This is a genomic window from Paraburkholderia sediminicola, assembly GCF_046026675.1.
Lineage (GTDB): Bacteria > Pseudomonadota > Gammaproteobacteria > Burkholderiales > Burkholderiaceae > Paraburkholderia > Paraburkholderia sediminicola_F.
Window position 1 is genome coordinate 1,151,097 of sequence record NZ_JAQQEY010000002.1, and the last position, 21,954, is coordinate 1,173,050.

Genomic DNA, 21,954 nt, shown 5'->3' on the forward strand with positions numbered 1-21,954 from the left:
GCTTTCGATTCCAAGCAGTTCGACAATGAACTGTGCAGCGACGTGCAACGCCCTGAAGCTCGCTTTGCTGTGCTCAACTCGTCTGTGGACCGGCTCTGAGCGTTCGCGATGATAGCCGCAGTCTTCACCGTCTTCACGCAAACTGTCCGTCGTAATTCATGAATCGATTGAAAGGCTTCAGTTCATCCTATATGACGCACGCTCATCGTCGTGCTGCCGCTCAGGCGTCGGCACGAAGCTGACCGGTCGCACCGCCAGCATGAGATTCATCTACCGGAGCCCTGCTGGTTTCGTTGTGAGCCCACACGATGCGCTCCATCATCGCGAGAAACACATTACGCTCGGCCTCATCGAGCCCGTGCAGCATTCGAATGTTCGACCGTTCAGTCCCCTCAAAAAGCGTCTCGTACAGTTGATGGCCGGCAGCGGTCAAAAACAGGACTTTCGCTCGACGGTCCGTAGCACTCGGCTCCCGTGTGATCAAGCCCTTGGTTTCTAGCCGTTCGAGCACACCGGAAAGGGTGTTGCGATCGAAGCCTACTGTTTGGGACAGCCGGATCTGATCAATGCCCGGTCGGGCGAGCACCGATACCAGCGCGCCGAACTGCACCGGCGTAATGTCGTAGCCGGCGGTCTCTTCGAGAAACACAGTGACAGCAAACTGTTGCAGGCGACGCATCTGGTAGGTCGGCCGGCTATACAGGGAGCGGCCAAGTGATGCGTTGTCTTCCGGGCTTCCCATTGGCACGCGCGAGACTTCGTTGGTATCGCGAACCAGGGCCGCCAGCATGCGTGAGAAACGCTTTCGGTCGCGGGCCGTCAATGCCTCCAGCAGGCGCGCGTCCGCTCGATCTGCAGACTCGCCAAGCTTGCGGTACATCGCCTGTCCGCTTTTCGTTGCCCGAATGACTTTCGCCCGACGATCTTCGGCGTCGGTCTCGCGTGTGATCAGCGATTTACCTTCGAGTCGGGTCAGGACACCCGACACTGTGGATCGGTCGAAGCCGGTGGCCTGCGCAATGCGCAACTGATCGGCATCGGGGGAAGCCATCACTGCGGCAAGCACGCAAAACTGATCGAAGGTCGTGTCGAGACCGTCCGCTTCCTCGAGAAACAGCGTAACGGCGAGCGTCTGTAGCCGGCGAATCAGGTGGCCGGGCTTCTTGTAAAGGACTTCGGAAAGAGTTTTCTGAACCACGGGATCGAGTTGCGCCGCATGAAATTTGATCGTCAGATCATAGCACGCGGCGCACGATACTCCGTCCTGTGACGATTCACCGGGACGCGCAGAAACTGCACGTCCCCGGCGTCCTTCAAGCTTGCGTTGCAAGCAGCAGGCCGAGGGTCGGCGCTGCTGCGCGGGCGGTCCGGCGGGTGCGTCAATTCACCTGTCACACGGCTGTTGCGTTGCCCAACACATAGGCTTCATCGATCAGACGAACAGCGTTCAGGCAATCTTCGACGCCGACGGGCGGGGGTAATCCATCCCGCCACGCTGCCAGGATGCTGGCGAGGCAGTGGTACGCCGGATTTTCCGTCGGCAGGTCAGAAAAATTCTGTTCTCCGTCGGCAGTCACGATACGGATGTTGCCGTCCTTGGCCATCAGCAATGCGTCGCGCCCGACGATTTTCCACTCGCCATCCGCGCCATCGAGCAGCTTGTCGCGCCCCGCTCCAGGTTGGACGCCTTCCGTTGTCCGGCGGGGGTAGGTATTGCCCACTTCGAGGGTGCCGCATACCCCGGTGGGCGTTCGTAAAAGTACGCTCGCATAGTCTTCCACGCGGGTTCTCAATGCATGATGGCCGAATTGTGCGCCGGTAACGCGTGCAGTTTCACCCGTCAGAGTGAGAAAGATGTCGAGTCCGTGCATGCCGAGATTGCGCAGACAGCCGCCCCCCGACGCTTGCAGATCCAGCATCCACTCGCAATTCCAGGCGGGATAGCGGGCCGACGTAAATCGGTTGGTCCGGATGTACAGATGCGATAGCGGTCCGAAGACCCCTTCGGCGAGCATCCTGCGCGCGTGCCGTACGAAAGCGGAGTCGCGCTGCGGCATCGGGACTGCAACATACGAACCTTGCGCACGAACTCTTTCGGCGATTGTCGCGACTTCCTTCGCATTCAGTCCCATGGGCTTTTCCATCAGGAACGGCAGCCGCCGTTCGAGCAGATCGTGCGCGACCCCCGCCATGGTGTCATGCCGCCCCAACGCCACCACAAAATCGGGGCGCAGCGTATCGAGCATCTGGGCGGCGCTCGCGAACACGGCCGGGTGGCCCACTTCCGCGGCACGCTGCGCAGCGACAGCTGGGTTGCTGTCCTGAACGCCAATCAGTTCGACGTCGGGCATCCGCGCGAGATGCCGCAAGTAGGCCGCGTCATAGATGGAATGCCAGTGGCTCACGCCTAGCGCGGCGATCCGGATAGTCATCTCTTAAGTCTCCTCTTCAATATCGTGTCACAGAACCTCATCGCTGACGAGTGTCCTGCCACGCTCACTTAGCCGGCGTTGACGCGCCGGCAAACGATTGGTCGATTTTCGCTGCGGCGCCCTTGAACGGCAGGCAAGGAGGTGCCTCTCCGTTTCCGCACCGTTTCCTTCCAGACCGGTTCTTCAGCAGCCGCTGCATTCAGGCGTTTGCCGCGTTCTGTCTTGACAATGAAAAGTACTGTGATAATCTGTGTACGTACTATATGAGAGATCAGTGAGCGGCGCAAGCTAAGGCTCACGTCATACCAACGGAGGAGCATGCAATGCGTTTGTGCCGTTTCAACCAGAATCGTCTCGGCGTCGTCGAAGACAAGCTTGTATTCGACGTGACTTCCGCGCTCGATGTGCTGCCGCAAGAACGTTGGCCTCAGCCATTCGGCGATGCGCTATTCAGGCATTGGAACCTCGTGCTGCAGGCCGTTCGCGACGTGCGGCCAGGTGCGGCGGCGCAGTCGGTTACGTCGGTCGATTTTTACGCACCGGTGGCCACGCCGAGCAAGATCGTCTGCGCGCCCGTCAACTATCTCGACCACAAGAACGAGGCCGATGCCGATCCGGCCAATTTCTATCAGCACCTGAACAAGATCCAGGAGGCTGGACTTTTCCTCAAGTCTGCTAGTGCTCTTGTCGGGCCGACGGAAGGCGTGCGGCTGCGCCATCTCGACCGGCGCAACGATCACGAACTGGAACTGGCTGTCGTGATCGGTCAAGCGGCGAATCGCGTGAGCCGTGAGCATGCGTTGTCGCACGTCGCGGGCTATGCAATCGGGTTGGACATGACCGTTCGCGGCCCGGAAGAGCGGTCATTTCGAAAGTCGGTGGACAGCTTTGCCGTGGTAGGCCCGTGGCTGGTCACCGCCGACGACTTGAGCGATCCGTCCCAGCTCGATATCGAACTGACCGTGAACGGCGAGCCGCGTCAGAAGAACAATACCCGAAACCTGATCGTGGACGTCCCGGGCCTCATCGAAATGGCGTCGCGTTTCTACACGCTTCATCCCGGCGACATCATTCTGACCGGCACGCCGGCCGGTGTCGGGCCGGTAGTCCCCGGCGACACGATCGAGGCCCGGATCGCCGGCATCGGCTCGATGCGCGTGGCGGTCAATGCGATCTAGTCGGCGCGCCCATATCGGAAACTGATCATGAACGAATACGACAAGTTGCTCACGCGGATGGACGAACTCGATACGGCCCCGCTGTGGGAGCTGTACATGAAAATCGCGAGCCGTGAGCCGCGCTGCGCCGACAAGCCGATGCACTGGTCATGGGCCGATCTCGCCGGCCTGGTCGACACCGCGGCGCGCGAAGTGTCGCTCGAAACCGCGGAGCGCCGCGTGGTGCTGTTCGCCAATCCCGCTTTCGCGCCGAGAGTCGTGACGACCACCAATCTGCAAGCCGGCATTCAGATTCTCGAGGCCGGCGAGTCCGCGCGTCCGCATCGACATAGCGCGTCGGCGCTGCGCTTCATCATGTCGAGCAAAGGCGGCGCGACGTTCGTCAACGGGCAGGAGTGCCCGATGGCACCGGGTGACCTGATCACGAACCCCGCGTGGTGCTGGCATGAGCATGTGAACGACACGGATGAGCGCATCGTCTGGTTCGACGGCCTCGACGTGCCGCTCGTACAGTATCTCGACGGATTTTTCTTCGAGGAAGCGCCGGACGATCTGAGCTACCCGAAGGACGCGTCGGCGCTCGCGGACGCGTCGTTGCTGGGCGGCGGCTTCGTGCCCGATCCGCCGCATGCGCCGGTGCCTTTCTCGCCGCTCTATCGATACTCGGGAAAACACACGCTGAATGCGTTAGCCGCGATGCCGTCGGCGCCGGACGGCTCGAAGCGGATGCGCTACGTGAATCCCCTGACCGGCGGCGCAATCATGCCAACCCTCGACTGCTACATGCTCGAACTCGCCAGGCACGCGCAGACGCGCGCGTCGCGCAGCACGTCGAACGCCATTTGTCTCGTGGTCGAGGGTGAAGGACGTTCGACGATCGGCAGCACGACGATCGAGTGGAGCAGGAACGACGTCTTCACGATTCCCCATTGGCACTGGACCAGCCATCAGTCCACTTCCACCGACGTCAACGCCCGGCTGTTCATCATGACCGATCGGGACCTGCTCGCGAAGCTGCATCTGCTGATCGAGCAGACCGAGTAGCTGCCAGGCCTCTCTTTCCCAACCGCGCAGTAAAAGCCGCAACGACGGCGATAAAACAATCTTGGAGACTTTGATGCAAACGACGAAAACACAGGGAGGGTTGCGCCTCGTAACGGGCTGCATCGCAGCGGCGGCAATGCTCGGGACGCATGCACCCGCCGCTCACGCACAAAGCACGGTGACGTTGTATGGGCTTCTTTCAGAAGGGATCGGATACGTCAGCAACGAAGGCGGCAAGTCGAACGTGAAGCTTATTCCCGGCACGATGCAAAACAACCGCGTCGGCCTGCGCGGCGCGGAAGACCTGGGCGGCGGGCTACGCGCCGTCTTTACACTCGAGAACGGGTTCGATATCACGAACGGCAAGTTTCAGCAGGGTGGCCGCATGTTTGGTCGCCAGGCCTACGTCGGATTGAGCAGTGCCACATGGGGAACCCTGACGGCCGGCCGTCAGTACGACGTGCCGTTCGATTATCTGACCGGCTTCGAGGCGCCCGTGGCTGCGGAAGGGCTCGGCGCGCACATCGGCGACAACGACAACGTATTCGGCAGCTATCGCTACAACAACGCGTTGAAGTATCAGACGCCGATTTTTGCGGGACTGCGCGGCGAGGTGATGTATGCGATGAGCAATGCGGCTGGCCAATGGGCGATGAACCGCTCGGTCAGCGCCGGTGCTGCCTATGAAAACGGCGGTCTGAAACTCGCCGCGGTGTTTCTCAACACCGACAACCCCGGTATTGGCGGCAACGCGAACGGGGCAGTTACTGACGACTACGCAGGCGCACCGTTTGTGCTGTTCCACTCGAGCCCGCTGAACTCCAATGCTGGCGTGCGGCGTCAGCGGGAATTCGGCGTGGGTGGGCAGTACACGGTGGGAGCGTTGCGCATGGCGGGCATGGTGACGGACGTGCGCTACGATTATCTGGATCGCACCAGCCTGCATCTGGATAACGTCGACGTCAACGCATCGTATTTCCTCACCCCGGCGTTGATGCTGTCGGCCGCTTATATCTACACGAGCGGCAAATACGGCGGTTATGACCATGCGCCGCACTGGAACATGGGTCAGTTGTGCATCGATTACTTCCTGTCGAAGCGTACGGACGTGTACGTGTTCGGCAACTACCAAAAAGCGGCCGGCGCCAAGGCGGACATCTATCTGTTCTCGCCGTCGAGCAACAGTAGCCAGACAGCGATTGTGGCCGGTATTCGTCATAAGTTTTAACGCACTCATCTGAAGGATCAGACATGAAAGTTCCGCTTACGGTCGCATGCTGGGATTACGACCGAACCCGGGCGCTGTTCGACGGTCGCGTTGCGATCGAGGGCTGCGATGCCAATCTGCTGAATCTGCCGGTAGAAGAGACATTTTTCCGTGCCTTGAACGGCGCGGAGTTCGACGTCACGGAACTGTCGTTCAGCAGCTACACGATGTTGCGCTCGCGCGGCGCGTGTCCGTATGTTGCTATTCCCGTCTTCCTCTCGAGGTCGTTTCGCCATTCGGGGATTTACGTGCGGACCGATCTCGGTATCGAACGTCCCGAAGATCTCGCCGGCCGGCCGGTCGGCACACCGGAATATCAGTTGACCGCAGGCGTCTGGCAGCGCGGCCTGCTGCAGGATCAGTACGGCGTCCCAGCGGAGGCGATCGAATGGTGGACCGGCGGCGTCGACGATCCCGGCCGCCACGAGAAAGTTTCCTTTACCGCGCGGGCAGACATCCACGTGAAGCGCATTCCCGATACGCAAACGCTCACCGAGTGGTTGAGAGATGGACGCATCCATGCATTCATCGCGCCACGCGAGCCCAAGTGCTTCGTCAATCGCGAGCCGAATATCGGACGGCTGTTCCCGAACTTTGCCGCCGTGGAGCGTGACTATTATGCGGATACGGGGATCTTTCCAATCATGCACGTGATCGGCATACGCGAGTCGCTCGTCGAGCAGTACCCATGGCTTCCGTCGAGTGTCTACAAGGCGTTCGCGCAGGCGAAGCAGATTGCCCAAGGCGAATTGCGACAACAGGCTGCGCTGAAGGTCATGTTGCCGTGGCTCGTCAGCGAATACGAGGAGACGGTCGCCCGGATGGGTGAGAGCTGGTGGTCGTACGGCGTCGCGGGAAACGAGGGAACACTCGACGCGTTCACGCGCTATCACCATGAACAGGGGCTTTCGGCACGCCGCATGACGCCGGCCGATCTGTTTGCCGCGACCACGCTGGATAGCGTCAAGATCTAATAACCGTGTAGATGGAGGAGACGAGATGAATTCGGAAAAGGTGGACGTCGGCGGATTGATCGACGCGTGGGGAGTGAGATCGTGGCAGATCGTGATCATCGCGCTATGCATGCTGGTCACGCTGCTCGATGGGTTTGACCAGTTCTCGCTTGGCTTCGTCGCCCCGGCGATCAAGTCTGAATGGCAACTGAGTCCGCAACAGCTGTCCTATCTCTTCACGGCGAGCGTTCTTGCAAGCGTCGCCGGCGTGCTCGGGGGGCCGCTGGCCGATCGCATCGGCCGCCGTTGGCTCGTAATTGGATCGACCGCGGCGTTTGGTCTGTTCACGTTGTTGAGTTGCACCGCGACCGACGCCGGGCAGTTCTTTTTCTGGCGCGTGTTGACTGGCCTCGGGCTCGGCGCCGCTGTGCCGAACGCGATCGCGCTGTGCGCCGAGCTTGCACCGAAACGTACGCGTTCGACCGTCGTGGTCATGCTGATCTGCGCGGTCCCGTTCGGCGCGGCGCTGGCAGGTTTCGTCTCGGCGCAACTGTTGCCACACCACGGGTGGCGCTCGCTCTATATCGTTGGCGGGGTTGCACCGTGCGTCACGGCGTTGCTGTTGATTGGGCTATTGCCGGAATCAATCCGGATGCTCGCACTGCGCAAAACAGCGATGTCGCAAGCTCGTATCCGGGTGCTCCTAACCAAGATAAATCCGCAATGGCAGGCGCCGCCGGCCGCGATTTTCTACGTACAGGAAGAAGGGCTTGCACGCAATCCAGTCGGACGGTTGTTCGAAAAAGGGCGTGCGCTTGGCACCGTTTCGCTGTGGCTGATCATGGCGATGAACCTGCTCGAGATCACGTTCCTCGGCGTCTGGCTGCCGTCGTTGATCCTGCGCTCGGGCCTCGACGGCGCCGTACCCAGCCATGTCACGTCGGCGATGTTAATCGGGGCGACGATCGGTTCTGTGCTGATTGGACGGATCGTCGACCGGTTGGGTAGCTTTTCGATTCTCGTGCCCGTGCATCTTGCCGGCGCGGCGGCGGTCGCCTCGATGGGATTAGCGATGGGCAACGTCGGCGCCATGTACGCCGCGGCCTTCATGATCGGCCTCTTCGTGAACGGGGGGCAAGGCGGCGCCGACGGGATGCTCACTGCGTTCTATCCGACTTCGATGCGCTCAACGGGCATCAGTTGGGCACTGGGCGCCGGGCGGCTCGCTTCGATCGGCGGTCCGTTGGTGGGCGGCCTGATGCTGGCGCGTGGCTTTTCGACGCCATTGATTTTCGTGCTGGCCGGTCTGCCGGTCGTCATTTCCGCGCTGACCATTCACAACATGTGGCGCAGGACGGCGCGCGCACCGGTTGCCGAGGCGGTTGGACATTGAGCCGCGGCCGATTGTGGCGCGGCAGCAGTCAGCCTTATCGCATCGCGAAGCGTCGTAGCGACGACGCATCCAGCTGCGGTACACAGCATGTCCGTATGACCCCGCACGTCTGACCTGCCTCGTCGACACGAGCAGTGCCGGCGCGCGATTAACGATCAAGTGGAGTGATGTATGAACAACAGGATGGAAGAGGTAATCATCGTGGGTGGCGGGATCGGCGGCTTGACGCTCGCCCTCGCGCTGCACAAGGCAGGTGTGCAGTGCCGGGTCTTTGAAGCGGTCCCGCAACTCAAACCGCTCGGCGTTGGCCTCAATCTGCTGCCGCATGCGATGCGCGAAATGGATTCGCTCGGTCTGAAGGAGGCGCTTTGCGCAAAAGGCATTCTCACGCGCGAATATAGTTTCTACACGAACCACGGACAACTGGTCGACCACGAACCCCGTGGGCAATTCGCCGGACTGGACTGGCCGCAGGTGTCGATTCATCGCGGCGATCTGCACATGACGCTTTACGACGCGGTGTGCGAGCGTCTTGGGGCAGACGCCGTAGTCCTGGGTCAACGATGCATCGGCTTCGATCAGCATGCCGACGGGGTCACCGCGCACTTCGAGGACGCAGTGGACGGCAGCCGCTTGCCGGACGTGTCCGGAAAAGTGCTGATTGCCTGCGACGGCGTGCACTCGGCGGTTCGCGAGCAATTTCATCCGAAGGAAGCGACGCCGCGCTATCAAGGCTCGACGCAATGGCGCGGGGTCACGCGCTGGAAGCCGTTCCAGTCCGGCGCCAGCATGTGTTATATCGGCACGTTCCGTACCGGCAAGCTGATTACTTACCCCATTCGCGACGACATCGACAGCGAGGGGCATCAACTGATGAACTGGGTGATCGAATTCGCCCGGCCCGAGGAACAGCAACGGGATTGGAATCGTGCGGGCCGTCTCGAAGATTTCGTGCATCTGTTCGAGCATTGCCGGTTCGACTGGCTCGACGTTCCGGCGATGCTTCGGGCAGCAGACGCGGTATACGAGTATCCAATGGTCGATCAGGATCCGCTGTCCTTCTGGACGAGGGGGCGCGCGACGCTACTCGGCGACGCAGCGCATCCGATGATGCCGCGCGGTTCGAACGGGGCAGCGCAGGCGATCATCGATGCGACGACGCTTGCGGGTCTCCTCACCGACTCGAACGACTGGCCGCAGGCATTGGTTGAATACGAACGACGCCGGCTGAAGGCGACCTCGGACGTAGTGCTCGCGAACCGGGAAATTGCGCCGGACGCGATCCTGCTGGTGGTCGACGAACGCACCGGCGGCAAACCGTTCAACGATATCGACGAAGTGATTTCGCATGAAGAACGCAAACAGTGGCAACTGCGTTATAAGCAGGTTGCCGGTTTCAGCGCCGACTCTCTGACTCGCTAACTTCTGCATTGCGACGACTAGCCGACTCAGCGAGCGGACAGGTTCCGGTCACAGGTTTGTGGCCGGTGCCAATACTCAGCCGGGAAGTGGATGCTGTTCCCAATGTGACGATTTGCCGGGCGGCACTGTACCGGCCGCACGTTAGGAGCGAGTTGGCCGACGACGTCGCGGCGCACCACTACCGATCAACGCTTCAAATCTCTCTGTATTCGACCGGAGACTGACGGGTATAGCGTGAGCAACGGACAGTCAGCTGCTTTGGTTGTGCGTCCGTTTGGGGGCGAAAGTACGCGTTTGCTGAAAGCGTAAGCCGTCGTTCAGAACGGCCACGGAATGGATGGATGTTCAACCTACAGGCGCCGCTTGGCGCCAATAAGTAAATGCCTGCTATGGCCGACTTCCTTCCATCGGGCATCGGGGAGCGTCACGAATCATGAAAACAACGGCGGTTTGCATAAAAAATGGCCAGCATGTGGTCAAGCGCCGTTCGAAAGGCTGGCCTGAGAGGCCGGTGGACGCTCCTCCGGCAATGCTCCTATCTGTAGGAGAGTGTTCTGCCCCAAGCATAGATGTCGTGCCAGTTCAGCTCTCTTTGTTTTAGTCAGAGACTACGGCACGCCACGAGGTGAGGGTTAGGGCAGGGCGTGGCTGGCTTACGTGTCGGTACGGACGCGCCGACTACGCTTTCCTGTCGGGGAATCTGTCTGCACTTTCTCGACGGCCGCTGTGACGCGCCTGGGTGTTGCCTTCTTCAGCACGGCCTTCTTCGACCTCCGCATCCGCTGCACCTTTCGTTCGACGTCAGCGAGCAGATCGCTTGGCGCACACCTCAAGGCGGCCGCAAGCGCAAACAACATCGTCAGCGTGGGTTGATTTTGACCCAGCTCGAGCATGCTGACGTAGTTGCGCCGGATATCAGCCTCGAAGGCGAGCTGTTCCTGGGTAAGCTCCGCACGAAGACGATGCTCGCGCAAGACCGCGCCAAAGACTACGGCCAATTCCAAAATTCTCTCCCAGTGAAATGGGAGAACTGTCCAGTTGACGCTATAATTTGTCTTCCCAGTGAACTGGGAATTAAGTGGACGGTATGTGTGTGCGATCCTTATGCAGTAAGGGTTTGCAATTTTTTTTGATGTCGGCGAGATTTGCTCGATGCTGTGGTTGTTTCCTGGCGAAGGCGCGCGTCGTCATCAGGTAATTGATTCATTACGATAGCGTTCGAGGTAGTAGGCAGTATGTTTGTGACGAGTGAAAAGAACAGGAAGCCTCCGTATGCAATGCCTTTTTTCGACGAGCTACCGGGCGCCAGCACGTGGTCGGCAATCGAGCAGCTGATTCCGCGGGACATGTTGATCCTGCGGGTGTCGCCGGCACGCTCGCGTGTCATTCCGACAATCATGCTACTGGACCTGTCCGCGATGGCACCGCATCTTGAGCGGTTCGTCGGCGGGGATGTCGTGCTACGAGGGGCCGCTGTGCTGAGCACACAACTGGCACACGAGGTCGACCGGTGGACGCTCGATCCGTTGAGCGAGATCCGGGTGGGGGTAACCGAGCCAGAACAGTACAGTCAGGGCGAGCGGCTGGTGACGGTAACCCGGTTCACGACAGCGGCGGGGCGCACGTTTTCGGTACCGTGTGCCCTTGCAACACGCCCTGCGCGCGGAAGGCGACTCTGGCGCGCAAAAGCGTCCGGCAAGCCGGCCAGTCGCTGAGCGGCGCTGGCAATGGACGCGCATAGGGGCGTGGGACCACGCTTGCCCAGGCAGTCGATGGACGTGCTGCCGCGGTGGCGAGGTGGCCTCGTACTGTACCTCGATTTCGATGGGGTCCTCCACCCGGAAGACGTGTGGCGTCGCCCTGGTACCGGACCATATGTCGCGAGCCCGCCAGGGCATGTGGTGTTTGAACACGCGGCGCTACTCGAGCGCTGCCTCGAGTCCTATCCCGAATTGCGCATCGTGCTGTCAACGAGCTGGGTTCTGGTGTTTCGCAGCGTCCGCAAAGTTGCGCGCCGTTTGCCGCCGGCACTGCGCCGGCGCGTGGTCGGCGCGACTTTCCACGGCCGGATGGATCCGGTGTGGTTCCGTTCCATCCCGCGTGGCGTGCAGGTCTGGGGCGATGTGTGCCGGCGTCAGCCCGAAGCGTGGGTTGCGCTCGACGATGATGATGCGGGCTGGCCGTCGGTGTGCCGGGGTAACCTGGTGCGAACTGATCCGGTGCTTGGCATCAGCGCGCCAGCGGTCCTGATGGAGTTGCAGACGCGGCTCGCAGCAATGCACCGTCTGGAAGAAGGCGGGCCGTGATAATCCGCCTTATCACGGCCAACGTGAGTTCGCCCTCATCCTGGGCGCATCCTCTGGAGATGACATGAGCAGACGCAGGAAACCGCCGGTACAGCCTCCCGACGAGACGTCCGCGCAGCTACGCGCGTGGCTGCGGCGCTTCGCGCTTGCTACCCGCCACGATGCTACCGGGGCCGCCACGATTCCGTTTCCCGAGCACGTGAGCGTACTCGCCGGGCCGCGGCTGCGGAAGCGCCGCTTGTGCCGGGACGCGATCGCCGGGCAGCCGGAAGCGCCTGCAACCGCAGACGGTCCGACGGAAGAAGGGAGTGCGCCCTGAGCAGCATCGGGCGGCCGGGTTTTGACGGCGCGGGCGCTTGGGGTGATCTGGATGCACACGGAGCATCCGGCCGCATCACCGGGCCAAGGCTCCGGGAATGCCGCTGCGGGACGGGATGCGATCGGGGCCGCACGCTGCGGGCCCGCAACAGAAAGAAGAACAGGACATGACGGATACATCCTTCCACGGCGCGCTGCTCTGGCCGCTGCCGGCCGAACGGCAAGGTGGCTCGATTAACCGCTATTTCATTGACACGGAATTCACCGACTTCCGGCATTGCCAACTGGTCAGTCTCGCCATCGCTGGCGAGAACGGGGATGAGTTCTACGGCGAGCGTACCGACTTCGATCTGGCACGGTGCAGTGACTTTGTCCGCAAGGTGGTGCTGCCGCAGCTCGGCCAGTTTGAGGGGCGCGCGATGCCGTTTGACCGGCTGCGCGAGGCACTGCGCGCATGGCTCGGCAACGTACCCGGCGACTCCGGCCCGATACTCTGCTACGACTGCGAGACGGACCTGAACCTGTTCCGGTTCCTGCTGGGTGGCCCCCTGCCACGCGGCTGGCGGGTCGAGAATATCGCGGGCCATCGCGACCGGGAGCGGCGCGCTGAATACTTCGCCCGGCATGGCGGCGAACACCATGCGCTGCATGACGCGCGGGCCAATGCGCACGCTTTTACTGGCTGAATACGGCGGACGAGACTCGGCCGCTGGAGGAGCACGCTTCCGGGGCGGACGAAAACATCCGATCGATGAAAAATTGCAGATGCCAGGCAGGAGACCAGGATGACCGGAGGCCGTGAATGGATTCCGCGATCCGACGCACGGCGGATCGCGCAGCGACTGCGTGAGCGTCGCAGGGCGCTGGGATTGACCCAGGCTGAACTCGCCACCATGGCGGCTGTGGCGCAATCGACCCTGGTGCACTGGGAGAGGGGGAGGTGGCCCGACACCGTTGCAACAGCTACTGTGAAAACGCTGGAAGCAGCCCTGCAGGTGCCGCAAGGATGGCTGCTCAGTCGCGACATGGAGCCGTTGCCGGATCCCGGGTTCAATGCCGGAGGTGCAGCGGCCCGAGAGGGAGGGGGGGATCTCCAGACGCGAATTCCCCAGGCCCGGTGCCGGGAAATCGGGCCTCACGCCAGGCGGTTGCGCGAGGAGCTAGGCCTTTCGGTTGCGGAAGTGGCGCGCGCCTGTGCCGTATCAAATCCCACGCTGTTGCAGTGGGAGCAGGGGACGTTTCCGAAGGCGCTTACCGCGGCGCGTCTTCGCGCGTGGGAGCGTGCACTCCTGCTTGCGCCGGATCAACTGCTGGCGCCTCCGGCGGCACATCCAGGGTTGCGCGATGGCAGATGGCGCGTGGTCGTCGAGGCTGAAACGCTCGAAACCGCAATCCGCCGTGTCGCGGAATGTCTGGCCACCCGCGGACGCAACCTCGTCAGGCCGGAGCAGCCGCTGGATGCAAAAGCCGTCCGGAATGCCGACCTGCTTGCGCACCGCTACGGGATTGGCACGCGTCGCTGGCCACTGATCGACATCGCCGTCGCGTGCGGCATCACGCTCTCGCACGCGCACCAGACCATTGCCGGAATGATCGTGAGGGCGGCACAGTTCGAGTTTGACATCGTGGTGCTGGACGCCAGCGCGGCAGGCCTTCGGTCGACGACCGCTGTCGCCGATCGCCGTATGCGCGATTTTCTCGGGCCGTCGCTGTCTATGGAACGCGCTGAGGCATTCACCGGCGAGATATTGTCCCGGCGAATCGCCAGCGCTGATACCAGTATGGCGATGACCTGCACCAGCATCCCGAAGTAAGCGGCGAATTTTCCGTTTAACTCGCAGGCGATCGTGGTGCGGGTACGAATCCTCGATCAGATATGCATTTGCAGGACTGCTGTACCGAATGAGAGAGTCATCAAAAGGAGATGTGGATGCTTCGAGTCACCATTGAGTTGCTGCCGGGTGGACGGGAAAGCGGAAAACGTGTCATCGCGACGGCGGATATCGCGCGAGTGAGTGGCGGGGCACTCGCGGATTACAGGGTGGCTCTGGAAGATGAGGTTCTCGGCGAGGTGGGTGAGCCCACCGTGCTGCGTAGTTATCCGCGATGGGCAGGCAGCGTGTGGGACCTTGTTGCGCGCTGTCCTGCTACGGCACTGAATCAGGGGCGTGAAGAGTTACCGTTGAGACCTGCGAAACCAGAGGTGCCGGTTCGCATGAACGACGCAGGCTTCCGTTACGTACGGCTGGACGAGATTCCCGAGCCTGCCAGAACATTCTTCGACCGGACTCTGGCCGGTTCGGGCATTCCTGATCACGGCTGCGCTTACGCGCACGACTGGTTCGACTTTCTCAACGGCCAACGCTGATGCCAGAGCTACTAACCGGCCACAACCTGCCGTTCAGCGATCGGGCGAACCCGCCGTTTGAACGGCTGCATTACTCCATTACCTGACGGGCCAGCTACGTGCACAATTCGGCCTTAGGCGCCGCTCGCATGTCAACGCTGGCCTGCCCGCTAATTGCGTCATAGCAGTCGTCCGACAACGGCAATCGCGAACATGATCGTAACATCAACGAATGCGTACTTTCGACCCGAAAGGGACGGTCGCCCGTGCGCAAAGCAGCCGTTCAGATAGGCTCCATCGGGCGCTTTGCTAACGAAATGCCTGCCGAATACCCTGCGCGATAATGAGGCATCCACAAGCACGGTCGATCCAGGCCTTCACGCGACGATACGCCGTCGCAATCGCCGCGTGCGATAGAACAAGCGCGACTGCTCCGTACCAGCATGTCGCGGTTGCACCGACAGTAGCAAGCATGGCAAAGAAGGTCGGCGTGGAGACGTGAGCGGGCGCTGCCGAGGAAAACACGGCCGCATAAAAGGCGATGGACTTCGGGTTCGCGATATTTGTCGCGACGCCCTGCAGGAATGCGGCACGAAATAGCCGCGACTTCGGAGGGTGAGGTGCGGCTACAACGCTTGCCCGTGCCGACACAACGAGCCGCAGGCCAAACCAGATCAGATAGGCAGCGCCGGCGAGCCTAACGCCCACAGCGAGCCACGGGAAAATGGCGAACACCATTCCGATACCGAAGATGGCGCAAGTCGCCCAGAACAGATTGACGGTCACGATTCCAGCGACAAGCGCGAGCGTATCGGAGCATCTACCGGAAACTGCCTTGTGAACGACTGCGACGAAGTTCGGGCCAGGTATGACGACACCTGCCGCATAGACAGAAAAAAACCGTCGCAACGGCAGACGAATCGATCATTTGTTCCCTCCGTGGAGTGTGGTTGTACAGAGCCAGGAAGCCGCTTCAACAGTCAGTATTCTGAAGCAATTCGGGATTGACCGCTGTTGGCCGACACGTGTCCGTTGGGGCCAATGTTCATGGCGCCGTCTCAGCAGTTCATCACTCACCCAAGAGGAAGTTCACGAACTATCATTCGCGGTGCGCGCGAGCTGCCACAATGCGTACGCACTCCCGTTACGGGGCGGCGACTCACCGACCACATGGGGCTGTGCTGACCCGCCACCTCTTTGCCGAGCCGCGCTCTGCGAATCGAAGGCGGGTTGAGCGGTTACCCTTTACAGTGGGATGCCGAATCCCATTTACCTTTCGTGAACTAGCATATCCGCCCCCCGTTGCCGCTTGAATGGCCTTTTCCGCCGAGTCGCGATGTCGCCGGTCGCACCTTCGGCGATCTTGTCGCGCTTCAATATCGCGGTGCCGACGTGTGGCTCTGGAGGTGCCGGTGCGGCGGTCACGTGACTGCCGAACTGGATGCGGTAGAGGGCGGCCGAACGCGAGATTGCGGCTGCCGTGAGCGTCGTCGTGTGTGGCGGTCCCGAGTGGGTTCACCTGCGCTGCGGGGCGGTGAGGTGTTCGGCCAGTTGACGACCGATCGGTACGCTGGCGATGGTTTGTGGGTTTGCCGGTGCGGCTGCGGTGTTGAGGCGACAGTAAGTGCCGGGCGCCTGCGACTGGGCAAGGTGCGTTCGTGCGGCCGCTGCTTTGGCGCTTCGACGGACTGAGCGGCCCAGTGCGCTCTGGCATGAGCGGCCTGTTCATCCGGCGCTCCACACGGCGGCGACGGCTCGGAAGTGTCTACTACGTTCCTCGGAAGCTGTCGGCGATGTCTTGGTAGCAAACCCGGTATGTCAGCTCCATCTCGACCGGCCCAATGCGACCCGGAGCGGCCCGTCGACCCAGCGCGACATCTACGGCGGCTCTCAAGGTACAACGGCCGTTCGTCGACTCGCGGCGGTCAGTTCGAAGCGAGGCGTCCGCTGGGCGATGGCAACTCTGCAGGATGGCTAGTTTGTGATGAGGTCAGGCGCTGCTTTAAGGCGCTAAGCCCTGGGCTTCGTGAAGAATCCATTTCGCAAATGCCTGCAGTGGCCCTTCACTCAACTCGATTGGCTCAGGAAGAACGAGGCAGAAGTTTTTGGTAATCGCTTTGCCGTCCGGCCAGGGCGCGACCAAGCGACCTTGTTCAAGCTCTGCCCCGATGTAAAGACGCGGCACCAATGCTACACCCAAGCCCGCTAGCGCCGCCTCGATCAGCATGGAATGGAGATCGTAACGTGCGCCAACCACTGAATTGGTCAGCACGATGCCAGCCTCTTGTGCATAAACCTGCCACGCGTCCGGGTTTTGTCGCCTGTGAAGGCGTGGGAGTTCGTCTAGCGATATGTTCGCATCGGCGTCTGCGAGGAGCGCAGGACTACAGACGGGCACAAGTACCTCTTCTAGCAGGCGATGTAGACGCATACCCGCCCATGCCGGATGCTCAAAATGGATTGCTGCGTCAAAACCGCTACCCGCAAGGACGAAGGGTTCCATACGTTCGGCGATATGCACGGTGATGTTCGGATGCTTATTTTGAAAGCGTTTCAGCCGAGGGATGAGCCAACGGGTGGCGAAGGTCGGAATCGCGGCGATATCAATGCTCGCGCCTTCGATAGGCTGCCCCATCAGATATAGGCTGTCCCGTTCCAGCCGATCCAGAATCTCGCGAACCTGCACCGCGTATCGCGTGCCGTTGGGCGCAAGCCGTACCCGATTTCCAACGCGCTCGAACAGCGCGACACCCAAAAATGCCTCCAGCCGACCGATCTGACGACTGACGGCGCCCTCGGTCAGCGCTAGTTCTTCGGCCGCGCGGGCGAAGCTGCCATGTCGAGCCGCGGCCTCAAAAGCCTGGAGCGCGGAATTGCTTGGGATCTTACGTCGCATTGGGGTCTCGCCGATTGATATGCGTTCGACGCCAGCTTGAGAAAACGTCACTGAAGGCTGACTTTAAATCGTTATATACGCTGAAAATCTCAGATTAGCATTACGTTACCGCAACGAACATGGATCGTTTGCAGCAATCTGCTTACGCGCCACGAAGGACAATCTGATGATCTACACGGTGGAATGCAGCTTCGCCGATCCAAGCAGCGAAGCCGAATGGAACGACTTCTACAGCTTTGAGAAACTGCCCGCCCTCATCTCGGTTACCGGCTTTCACACGTCACAGCGTTTCAAGTCGTTAAGCGACGGTTGCCCGGTCTACCTTGCCGTCCATACGATCGACGGTCTCGATGTTCTGAAGGGAGAGGAATATCGCCGAAAAGGCGGCGGCAATTTTGCAAGGTGGCAGCAACACATCACCGACTGGCACCGAAATCTCTACAGCGATATCGGCCTTGCGCCGGCGGTAAATGCAGACGAACTCCTGGTGCTTTGTGCAAACGGCCCCGAACCTCTGATCCAGATGGGCCTCACACCGTTGGCGATGCGAGCAGTTGCGCTGGAAAAGTTTCCGGAACGCCGTTGGCTCGCAAGAATGCCTCGGCGAAACGCTCAGCTTGTTGGAAGCATGTCGGAAGGCGTCCACGTTTATTCGCCGATGACGGAACAACTGACGAGTTCCCGCACCGTTTCGACCGGACAGGAAAAATAGGTCCGCGATGCCCAATGTCACTATCTATATTCCAGCGGGGCACATGCCGTCCGATGAGAGGCTTGCAGAGCTTTCCAGCGACTGCGTCAAACTCTGTACGAGTGTCCTTGAAGCGGCACTCGAAAACGTTCATGTCATCTATGTCGAAGTTCGGCATGGGCACGGACATCCCGTCTTTGCGGAAGTCCAATATCGCTTTGAGACGTTTCGCACGCCCCGGCTAATGAACCGGTTCATGGAAGCTCTGGACGACGCCATCGAGCGCTGCACGGGTCTCACAGCGCGCATCCGTTGTTTTGGTTACGCCGCGTCGAACATTCACGCCCGAAATTAGGAAGTCTTCTGGAGAAGAATTGTGTCCACCATTACCTTTCCCAGTCAGCGAGCCGGGGATTTCACGATCACCGCAATTAGCGACCGCTACCTCACCGCTAGCCTGGACTTCCTCTCGAATATCGACCCGTCCGAAGCCTCCAGAATGCAAAGTGATGCAGGTCAGAAGGAGCCTGACGCCGTGCATATCAACTGCTACGTGGTACGCGGAGCGGGCCGCACAGTTCTCATCGACGCTGGCGCTGGAGGCATCAAGCAATGGGGCGGTCGCCTGAGAACCAATTTATCGCTTGCTGGCGTCGAACTATCCGAGATCGACACAATCCTGCTTACGCACGCCCATCCCGACCATGTCGGAGGGCTAGTGGACGTGGCCGGGCAAATTGCCTTTCCGAATGCGGAGCTTGTTGCTCATCATCGAGAGGTCGCATTCTGGCAGGATGACGGAAATCTAAGTCGTGCCAGCGAGCGTGCCCGCGGTAACTTCCTGATAGCGCGTCAAGTGTTCGACGGCTACCGCGACAAGCTCCGTACTTTCGATGAGGGGGAAGTGCTTCCTGGTATCAGAGCGATGCCACTACCGGGACACACAGATGGACACTCCGGATATCTGCTCGAATCCCGCGATCAAGGCCTGCTTGTCTGGGGAGATATTGTTCATTTTCCTCACATCCAGATTGAACGGCCAGACGTATCGATGGCATTCGATCAAGACTCATCTCTCGCAGCCACCACACGATCACGGCTTCTGGACCTGGTCAGTTCGGAGGGACTTTTGATCGCCGGTATGCATTTGGGAGAACTCGGCTTCGCGCGAATAAAGCGAACGAGCGGGAGCTACGGCCTGCTTTACGAGACCGAAGCATGAGGCCCTGAACAGAAGCAACCTTGTCTGATACCACTCCGGCATTCTGCACTGGAGCAACTACGAACCTTGCGATGCCGTGACAACGGCCTTGGCCGCTTCGTGCTTTTTAGGTGGTGACATTCCCATTGCGCCAACGGAGCGGCCGCTTCGGCCGAACTGCTGTCTGCGAGAGATCAGCCTGAGTGGCCGGACCACTCGGTTTACCGCCGTGAATCCCTGACATCACGACCGGCGGCAATGGGCCAATCTGCGACCTCAATGGATGGGAGGAGGCAGGTCCGAGTCGTCAGGTTATCGCGGCAAAGCTCATTTGGAGCGGACCGGGATCGTTCATAGCCGGACCATTTTTTCAAACGATGGAGTATTACTGCCCAGATTGCCAGGGGCCGCTATTCGGCCTTTGCGGACGTTCGACGAGGCTATCTTCTTCGTCAGCAATACGGCGGGTTGCAGATGTTCACGGGATTGAGTCTCGGGACCGCGGCTTCCTGCATCATCGTCTCGCCCGATCTCGCGGGCGGAAGGCGGTCGGTCGAGTACACACGTAGGGTGCTGCTAGCGTAGCTGACGCAGTGCCGCATTGATGATGGGTTGGGCGTCGTCCGTATCGGAACACCGTATTCTTGAGACCTTTTTGCGGGTGGCGGCTCCGTGGACTTACTACATGCCCTATCACGCAGGGGATACCCGCCTGCCGGCACCGCCTGAAATGCGCTTCGGAAGAGAAGGGGATGCGGTCGAACTCGCTAGCACCCGGGGGCCGGCTCTTGTGTATGGGGGTGCCAACTTGGAAAGACGACGCTGCTGCATTCTGCGGCAAAGGAATTCGAAAATCTGTCGCCCAACCACGTCGCGTTCTTTATCCGTATGGACGGTGGCCTGGAACTCGCGGAACATCGGGAAGGCGGAGACATCACTGAGAGGGTCTTTGCGCTCATCCTGGAGCGGCTTATCCAGCGCGGCGTCATGACGCGAAATCCCCACAAGACGTCTGCTCAGCAACAGATATCCGAGGAGTTCTCGCGTCCAGGCAAATTTAGCGTGCTCGTCTGCCTTGACGAGATTGATCCAATCCTGAATACGGATGCGAACCGGGATTTCCCGCTATTTCGTAGTTTGGCGGGTCTGGTTAATTTCCAGTGTTCAGAAGACTGTACACGCACACCAAGTCATGCATTAATTAAAAGTTCTTTATCCTGTGGTCCAGGACCTGCTGCAGGGCAATACGACCACTACAGTTTTTGCGCCGGTCGATTTCACCTATCGGCGCTTCCCAACCCGAAGGACGCGGCGAGTTCCGGCCCTTTCGCGAGTAAGCGTCCGACTGCGTCGCGTCGGCGTGCGGCCCATGATGCGAGTACTTCCTTGACATGCAATTCGGTGTCACCCGATAGGGCTTCGGCCAATGCAACGGCGTCATCCGCGGCTTTCGAGGTGCCGGAGGCGGTATGGGGACGGACTGTGCAGGCGGCATCCCCAATTAACGCAACCCGTCCGACAGAAAAGCTAGGGCTTAATGCATCGCGTATCGATTGGAAGAACGGTGCCCGCGTCTCGCGAACAAGTTGCTGGAATATAACGGGGAGGTGTTGGGCGGCCAGTCCGCACAGTTCCTCGAATGACTCGGTTGACAGATGGCCGGGACTAATGGAGGCGTGATGCTGGTGTCCATGATTGTCTGTTAGATGGCGGTGCATCACCTCAACATTGCTTTCATTTCGATACCAGAGCCAGTTGAGACGCCGTCTACCCGGTTCCAGTGATCCGTCGAGACCGGGAATCAGGAATGCCATAAACATATGTCCGGGATCACGGAACATGGTGAAGTTATTCACGAGCGCGTCAACTTCCAGTGGCGAGAAGGCTGATTCATCAACAATCCCTCGCCAGGCGACGTACCCCGCGAAGCTTGATTCGTAGTTTGGGAAAAGCTTCGCCCGCGTGCGAGAGCCGATTCCGTCTGCGGCGACGAGAATGTCTGCGCTTACGCTTTCTCCACGATCAAAGTTAACCTCAATCGTTTCGTCATGCTCAGTAAACCCGACGACTTCCCGTCCGTACGAAATCCTGTCTTTCGAGAGCATGGCGCAGAGCGACCGATATACGGTGTCCCAGGAGGAGAAGGGCAGTTTCTCAGGCTCCTCGGTTAGGACATTTCCATGAATGTCTATACGCCGCCGCATGATCGTTGGAACGCTGATCATTTGCTGAGTGTAGTGGCCATGCTGTTCAAGGAATTTCATCATGTGACGCAGCACAGCAACACCGCCGCCCCTCCCGCGCAGCGGGACGTCGGAGCGTTCGTACACATGCACGTCGTGTCCGATACAACTGAGCGTGAGCGCGCTCGAAAGACCTGCAATTGATCCACCAGCGATGACGATTTTCATAGGTTAAAGGATCTGAAATAGGCGGGTCCCTACCCACGGAATACTGCAGGGATGCTTGCTTGTGGCATCGAACAATGTAGATAGTTCAGTCAACG

20 protein-coding genes and 1 pseudogene are annotated in these 21,954 nt (G+C 60.3%); 15 read left to right on the forward strand and 6 right to left on the reverse strand.

The features are described from left to right. Positions 1-220: 220 nt before the first annotated feature. A complete protein-coding gene (locus PQQ86_RS25050) occupies positions 221-1,198 on the reverse strand; it encodes a MarR family winged helix-turn-helix transcriptional regulator (protein WP_408273056.1) in 978 nt (325 codons plus the stop codon). A gap of 193 nt (positions 1,199-1,391) precedes the next feature. Further along, positions 1,392-2,432, reverse strand: a complete 1,041-nt coding sequence (locus PQQ86_RS25055) for a Gfo/Idh/MocA family protein (RefSeq protein WP_408273058.1) — start codon at positions 2,430-2,432, stop codon at positions 1,392-1,394. Positions 2,433-2,755: 323 nt separating this feature from the next. Between PQQ86_RS25055 and PQQ86_RS25060 the strand changes: the two genes are divergently transcribed. The 6 genes from PQQ86_RS25060 (at position 2,756) to PQQ86_RS25085 (ending at position 9,689) form a co-directional block, all read left to right on the forward strand. After that, on the forward strand, positions 2,756-3,610 hold the full coding sequence (locus tag PQQ86_RS25060; protein ID WP_408273061.1) for a fumarylacetoacetate hydrolase family protein: 855 nt from the start codon (positions 2,756-2,758) through the stop codon (positions 3,608-3,610). A 27-nt stretch (positions 3,611-3,637) separates the two neighbouring features. After that, positions 3,638-4,654, forward strand: a complete 1,017-nt coding sequence (locus tag PQQ86_RS25065; RefSeq protein WP_408273064.1) for a cupin domain-containing protein — start codon at positions 3,638-3,640, stop codon at positions 4,652-4,654. 136 nt (positions 4,655-4,790) lie between these two features. Beyond that, positions 4,791-5,882 (forward strand): porin, encoded by a 1,092-nt coding sequence (locus PQQ86_RS25070; protein ID WP_408279356.1) that lies wholly within the window; start codon positions 4,791-4,793, stop codon positions 5,880-5,882. Positions 5,883-5,905: 23 nt separating this feature from the next. Further along, positions 5,906-6,895, forward strand: coding sequence for a substrate-binding domain-containing protein (locus tag PQQ86_RS25075; protein WP_408273066.1), 990 nt, complete (start codon positions 5,906-5,908; stop codon positions 6,893-6,895). Positions 6,896-6,920: 25 nt separating this feature from the next. Continuing rightward, on the forward strand, positions 6,921-8,267 hold the full coding sequence (locus PQQ86_RS25080; protein WP_408273071.1) for an MFS transporter: 1,347 nt from the start codon (positions 6,921-6,923) through the stop codon (positions 8,265-8,267). A gap of 171 nt (positions 8,268-8,438) precedes the next feature. After that, positions 8,439-9,689 (forward strand): flavin-dependent oxidoreductase, encoded by a 1,251-nt coding sequence (locus PQQ86_RS25085; protein WP_408273075.1) that lies wholly within the window; start codon positions 8,439-8,441, stop codon positions 9,687-9,689. Positions 9,690-10,342: 653 nt separating this feature from the next. Here PQQ86_RS25085 and PQQ86_RS25090 read toward each other — a convergent pair. Beyond that, positions 10,343-10,663: a helix-turn-helix domain-containing protein gene (locus PQQ86_RS25090; RefSeq protein WP_408273078.1), complete on the reverse strand. Its 321-nt coding sequence runs from the start codon at positions 10,661-10,663 to the stop codon at positions 10,343-10,345. 303 nt (positions 10,664-10,966) lie between these two features. On the opposite strand from PQQ86_RS25090, the gene PQQ86_RS25095 reads away from it, so the two are divergent. From PQQ86_RS25095 to PQQ86_RS25120, 6 genes are all read left to right on the forward strand, one after another. Further along, entirely contained in the window at positions 10,967-11,404 is a 438-nt protein-coding gene (locus tag PQQ86_RS25095; RefSeq protein ID WP_408273081.1) for a hypothetical protein, read from the forward strand. Between the two features lie 12 nt (positions 11,405-11,416). Beyond that, a complete protein-coding gene (locus PQQ86_RS25100; protein WP_408273084.1) occupies positions 11,417-11,995 on the forward strand; it encodes an HAD domain-containing protein in 579 nt (192 codons plus the stop codon). A 64-nt stretch (positions 11,996-12,059) separates the two neighbouring features. Further along, positions 12,060-12,314, forward strand: a complete 255-nt coding sequence (locus PQQ86_RS25105) for a hypothetical protein (RefSeq protein WP_408273086.1) — start codon at positions 12,060-12,062, stop codon at positions 12,312-12,314. 166 nt (positions 12,315-12,480) lie between these two features. Continuing rightward, positions 12,481-12,999, forward strand: coding sequence for a 3'-5' exonuclease family protein (locus tag PQQ86_RS25110; RefSeq protein WP_408273089.1), 519 nt, complete (start codon positions 12,481-12,483; stop codon positions 12,997-12,999). Positions 13,000-13,098: 99 nt separating this feature from the next. Then, positions 13,099-14,127, forward strand: coding sequence for a helix-turn-helix domain-containing protein (locus PQQ86_RS25115; protein WP_408273092.1), 1,029 nt, complete (start codon positions 13,099-13,101; stop codon positions 14,125-14,127). A 116-nt stretch (positions 14,128-14,243) separates the two neighbouring features. Continuing rightward, positions 14,244-14,681, forward strand: a complete 438-nt coding sequence (locus tag PQQ86_RS25120; RefSeq protein ID WP_408273094.1) for a hypothetical protein — start codon at positions 14,244-14,246, stop codon at positions 14,679-14,681. A 288-nt stretch (positions 14,682-14,969) separates the two neighbouring features. Here PQQ86_RS25120 and PQQ86_RS25125 read toward each other — a convergent pair. Further along, a pseudogene (locus PQQ86_RS25125) lies at positions 14,970-15,588 on the reverse strand (LysE family translocator). Positions 15,589-16,662: 1,074 nt separating this feature from the next. Next, a complete protein-coding gene (locus PQQ86_RS25130) occupies positions 16,663-17,556 on the reverse strand; it encodes a LysR substrate-binding domain-containing protein (RefSeq protein WP_408273097.1) in 894 nt (297 codons plus the stop codon). 166 nt (positions 17,557-17,722) lie between these two features. Here PQQ86_RS25130 and PQQ86_RS25135 point away from each other — a divergent pair, with 166 nt between their 5' ends. The 3 genes from PQQ86_RS25135 to PQQ86_RS25145 are packed head-to-tail and all read left to right on the forward strand — an operon-like array spanning position 17,723 to position 19,469. After that, positions 17,723-18,268 (forward strand): sugar ABC transporter, encoded by a 546-nt coding sequence (locus tag PQQ86_RS25135; RefSeq protein WP_408273099.1) that lies wholly within the window; start codon positions 17,723-17,725, stop codon positions 18,266-18,268. A gap of 7 nt (positions 18,269-18,275) precedes the next feature. Further along, complete coding sequence (locus PQQ86_RS25140) at positions 18,276-18,602, forward strand: tautomerase family protein (RefSeq protein ID WP_408273101.1); 327 nt, start codon at positions 18,276-18,278, stop codon at positions 18,600-18,602. Between the two features lie 21 nt (positions 18,603-18,623). Then, positions 18,624-19,469 carry an MBL fold metallo-hydrolase gene (locus tag PQQ86_RS25145; protein WP_408273103.1) on the forward strand — a complete coding sequence of 282 codons (846 nt, stop codon included), beginning with the start codon at positions 18,624-18,626 and terminating at the stop codon, positions 19,467-19,469. A gap of 1,256 nt (positions 19,470-20,725) precedes the next feature. On the opposite strand, the gene PQQ86_RS25150 is transcribed toward PQQ86_RS25145, so the two are convergent. Beyond that, positions 20,726-21,859, reverse strand: coding sequence for an FAD binding domain-containing protein (locus tag PQQ86_RS25150; RefSeq protein ID WP_408273105.1), 1,134 nt, complete (start codon positions 21,857-21,859; stop codon positions 20,726-20,728). Between the last annotated feature and the right edge of the window lie 95 nt (positions 21,860-21,954).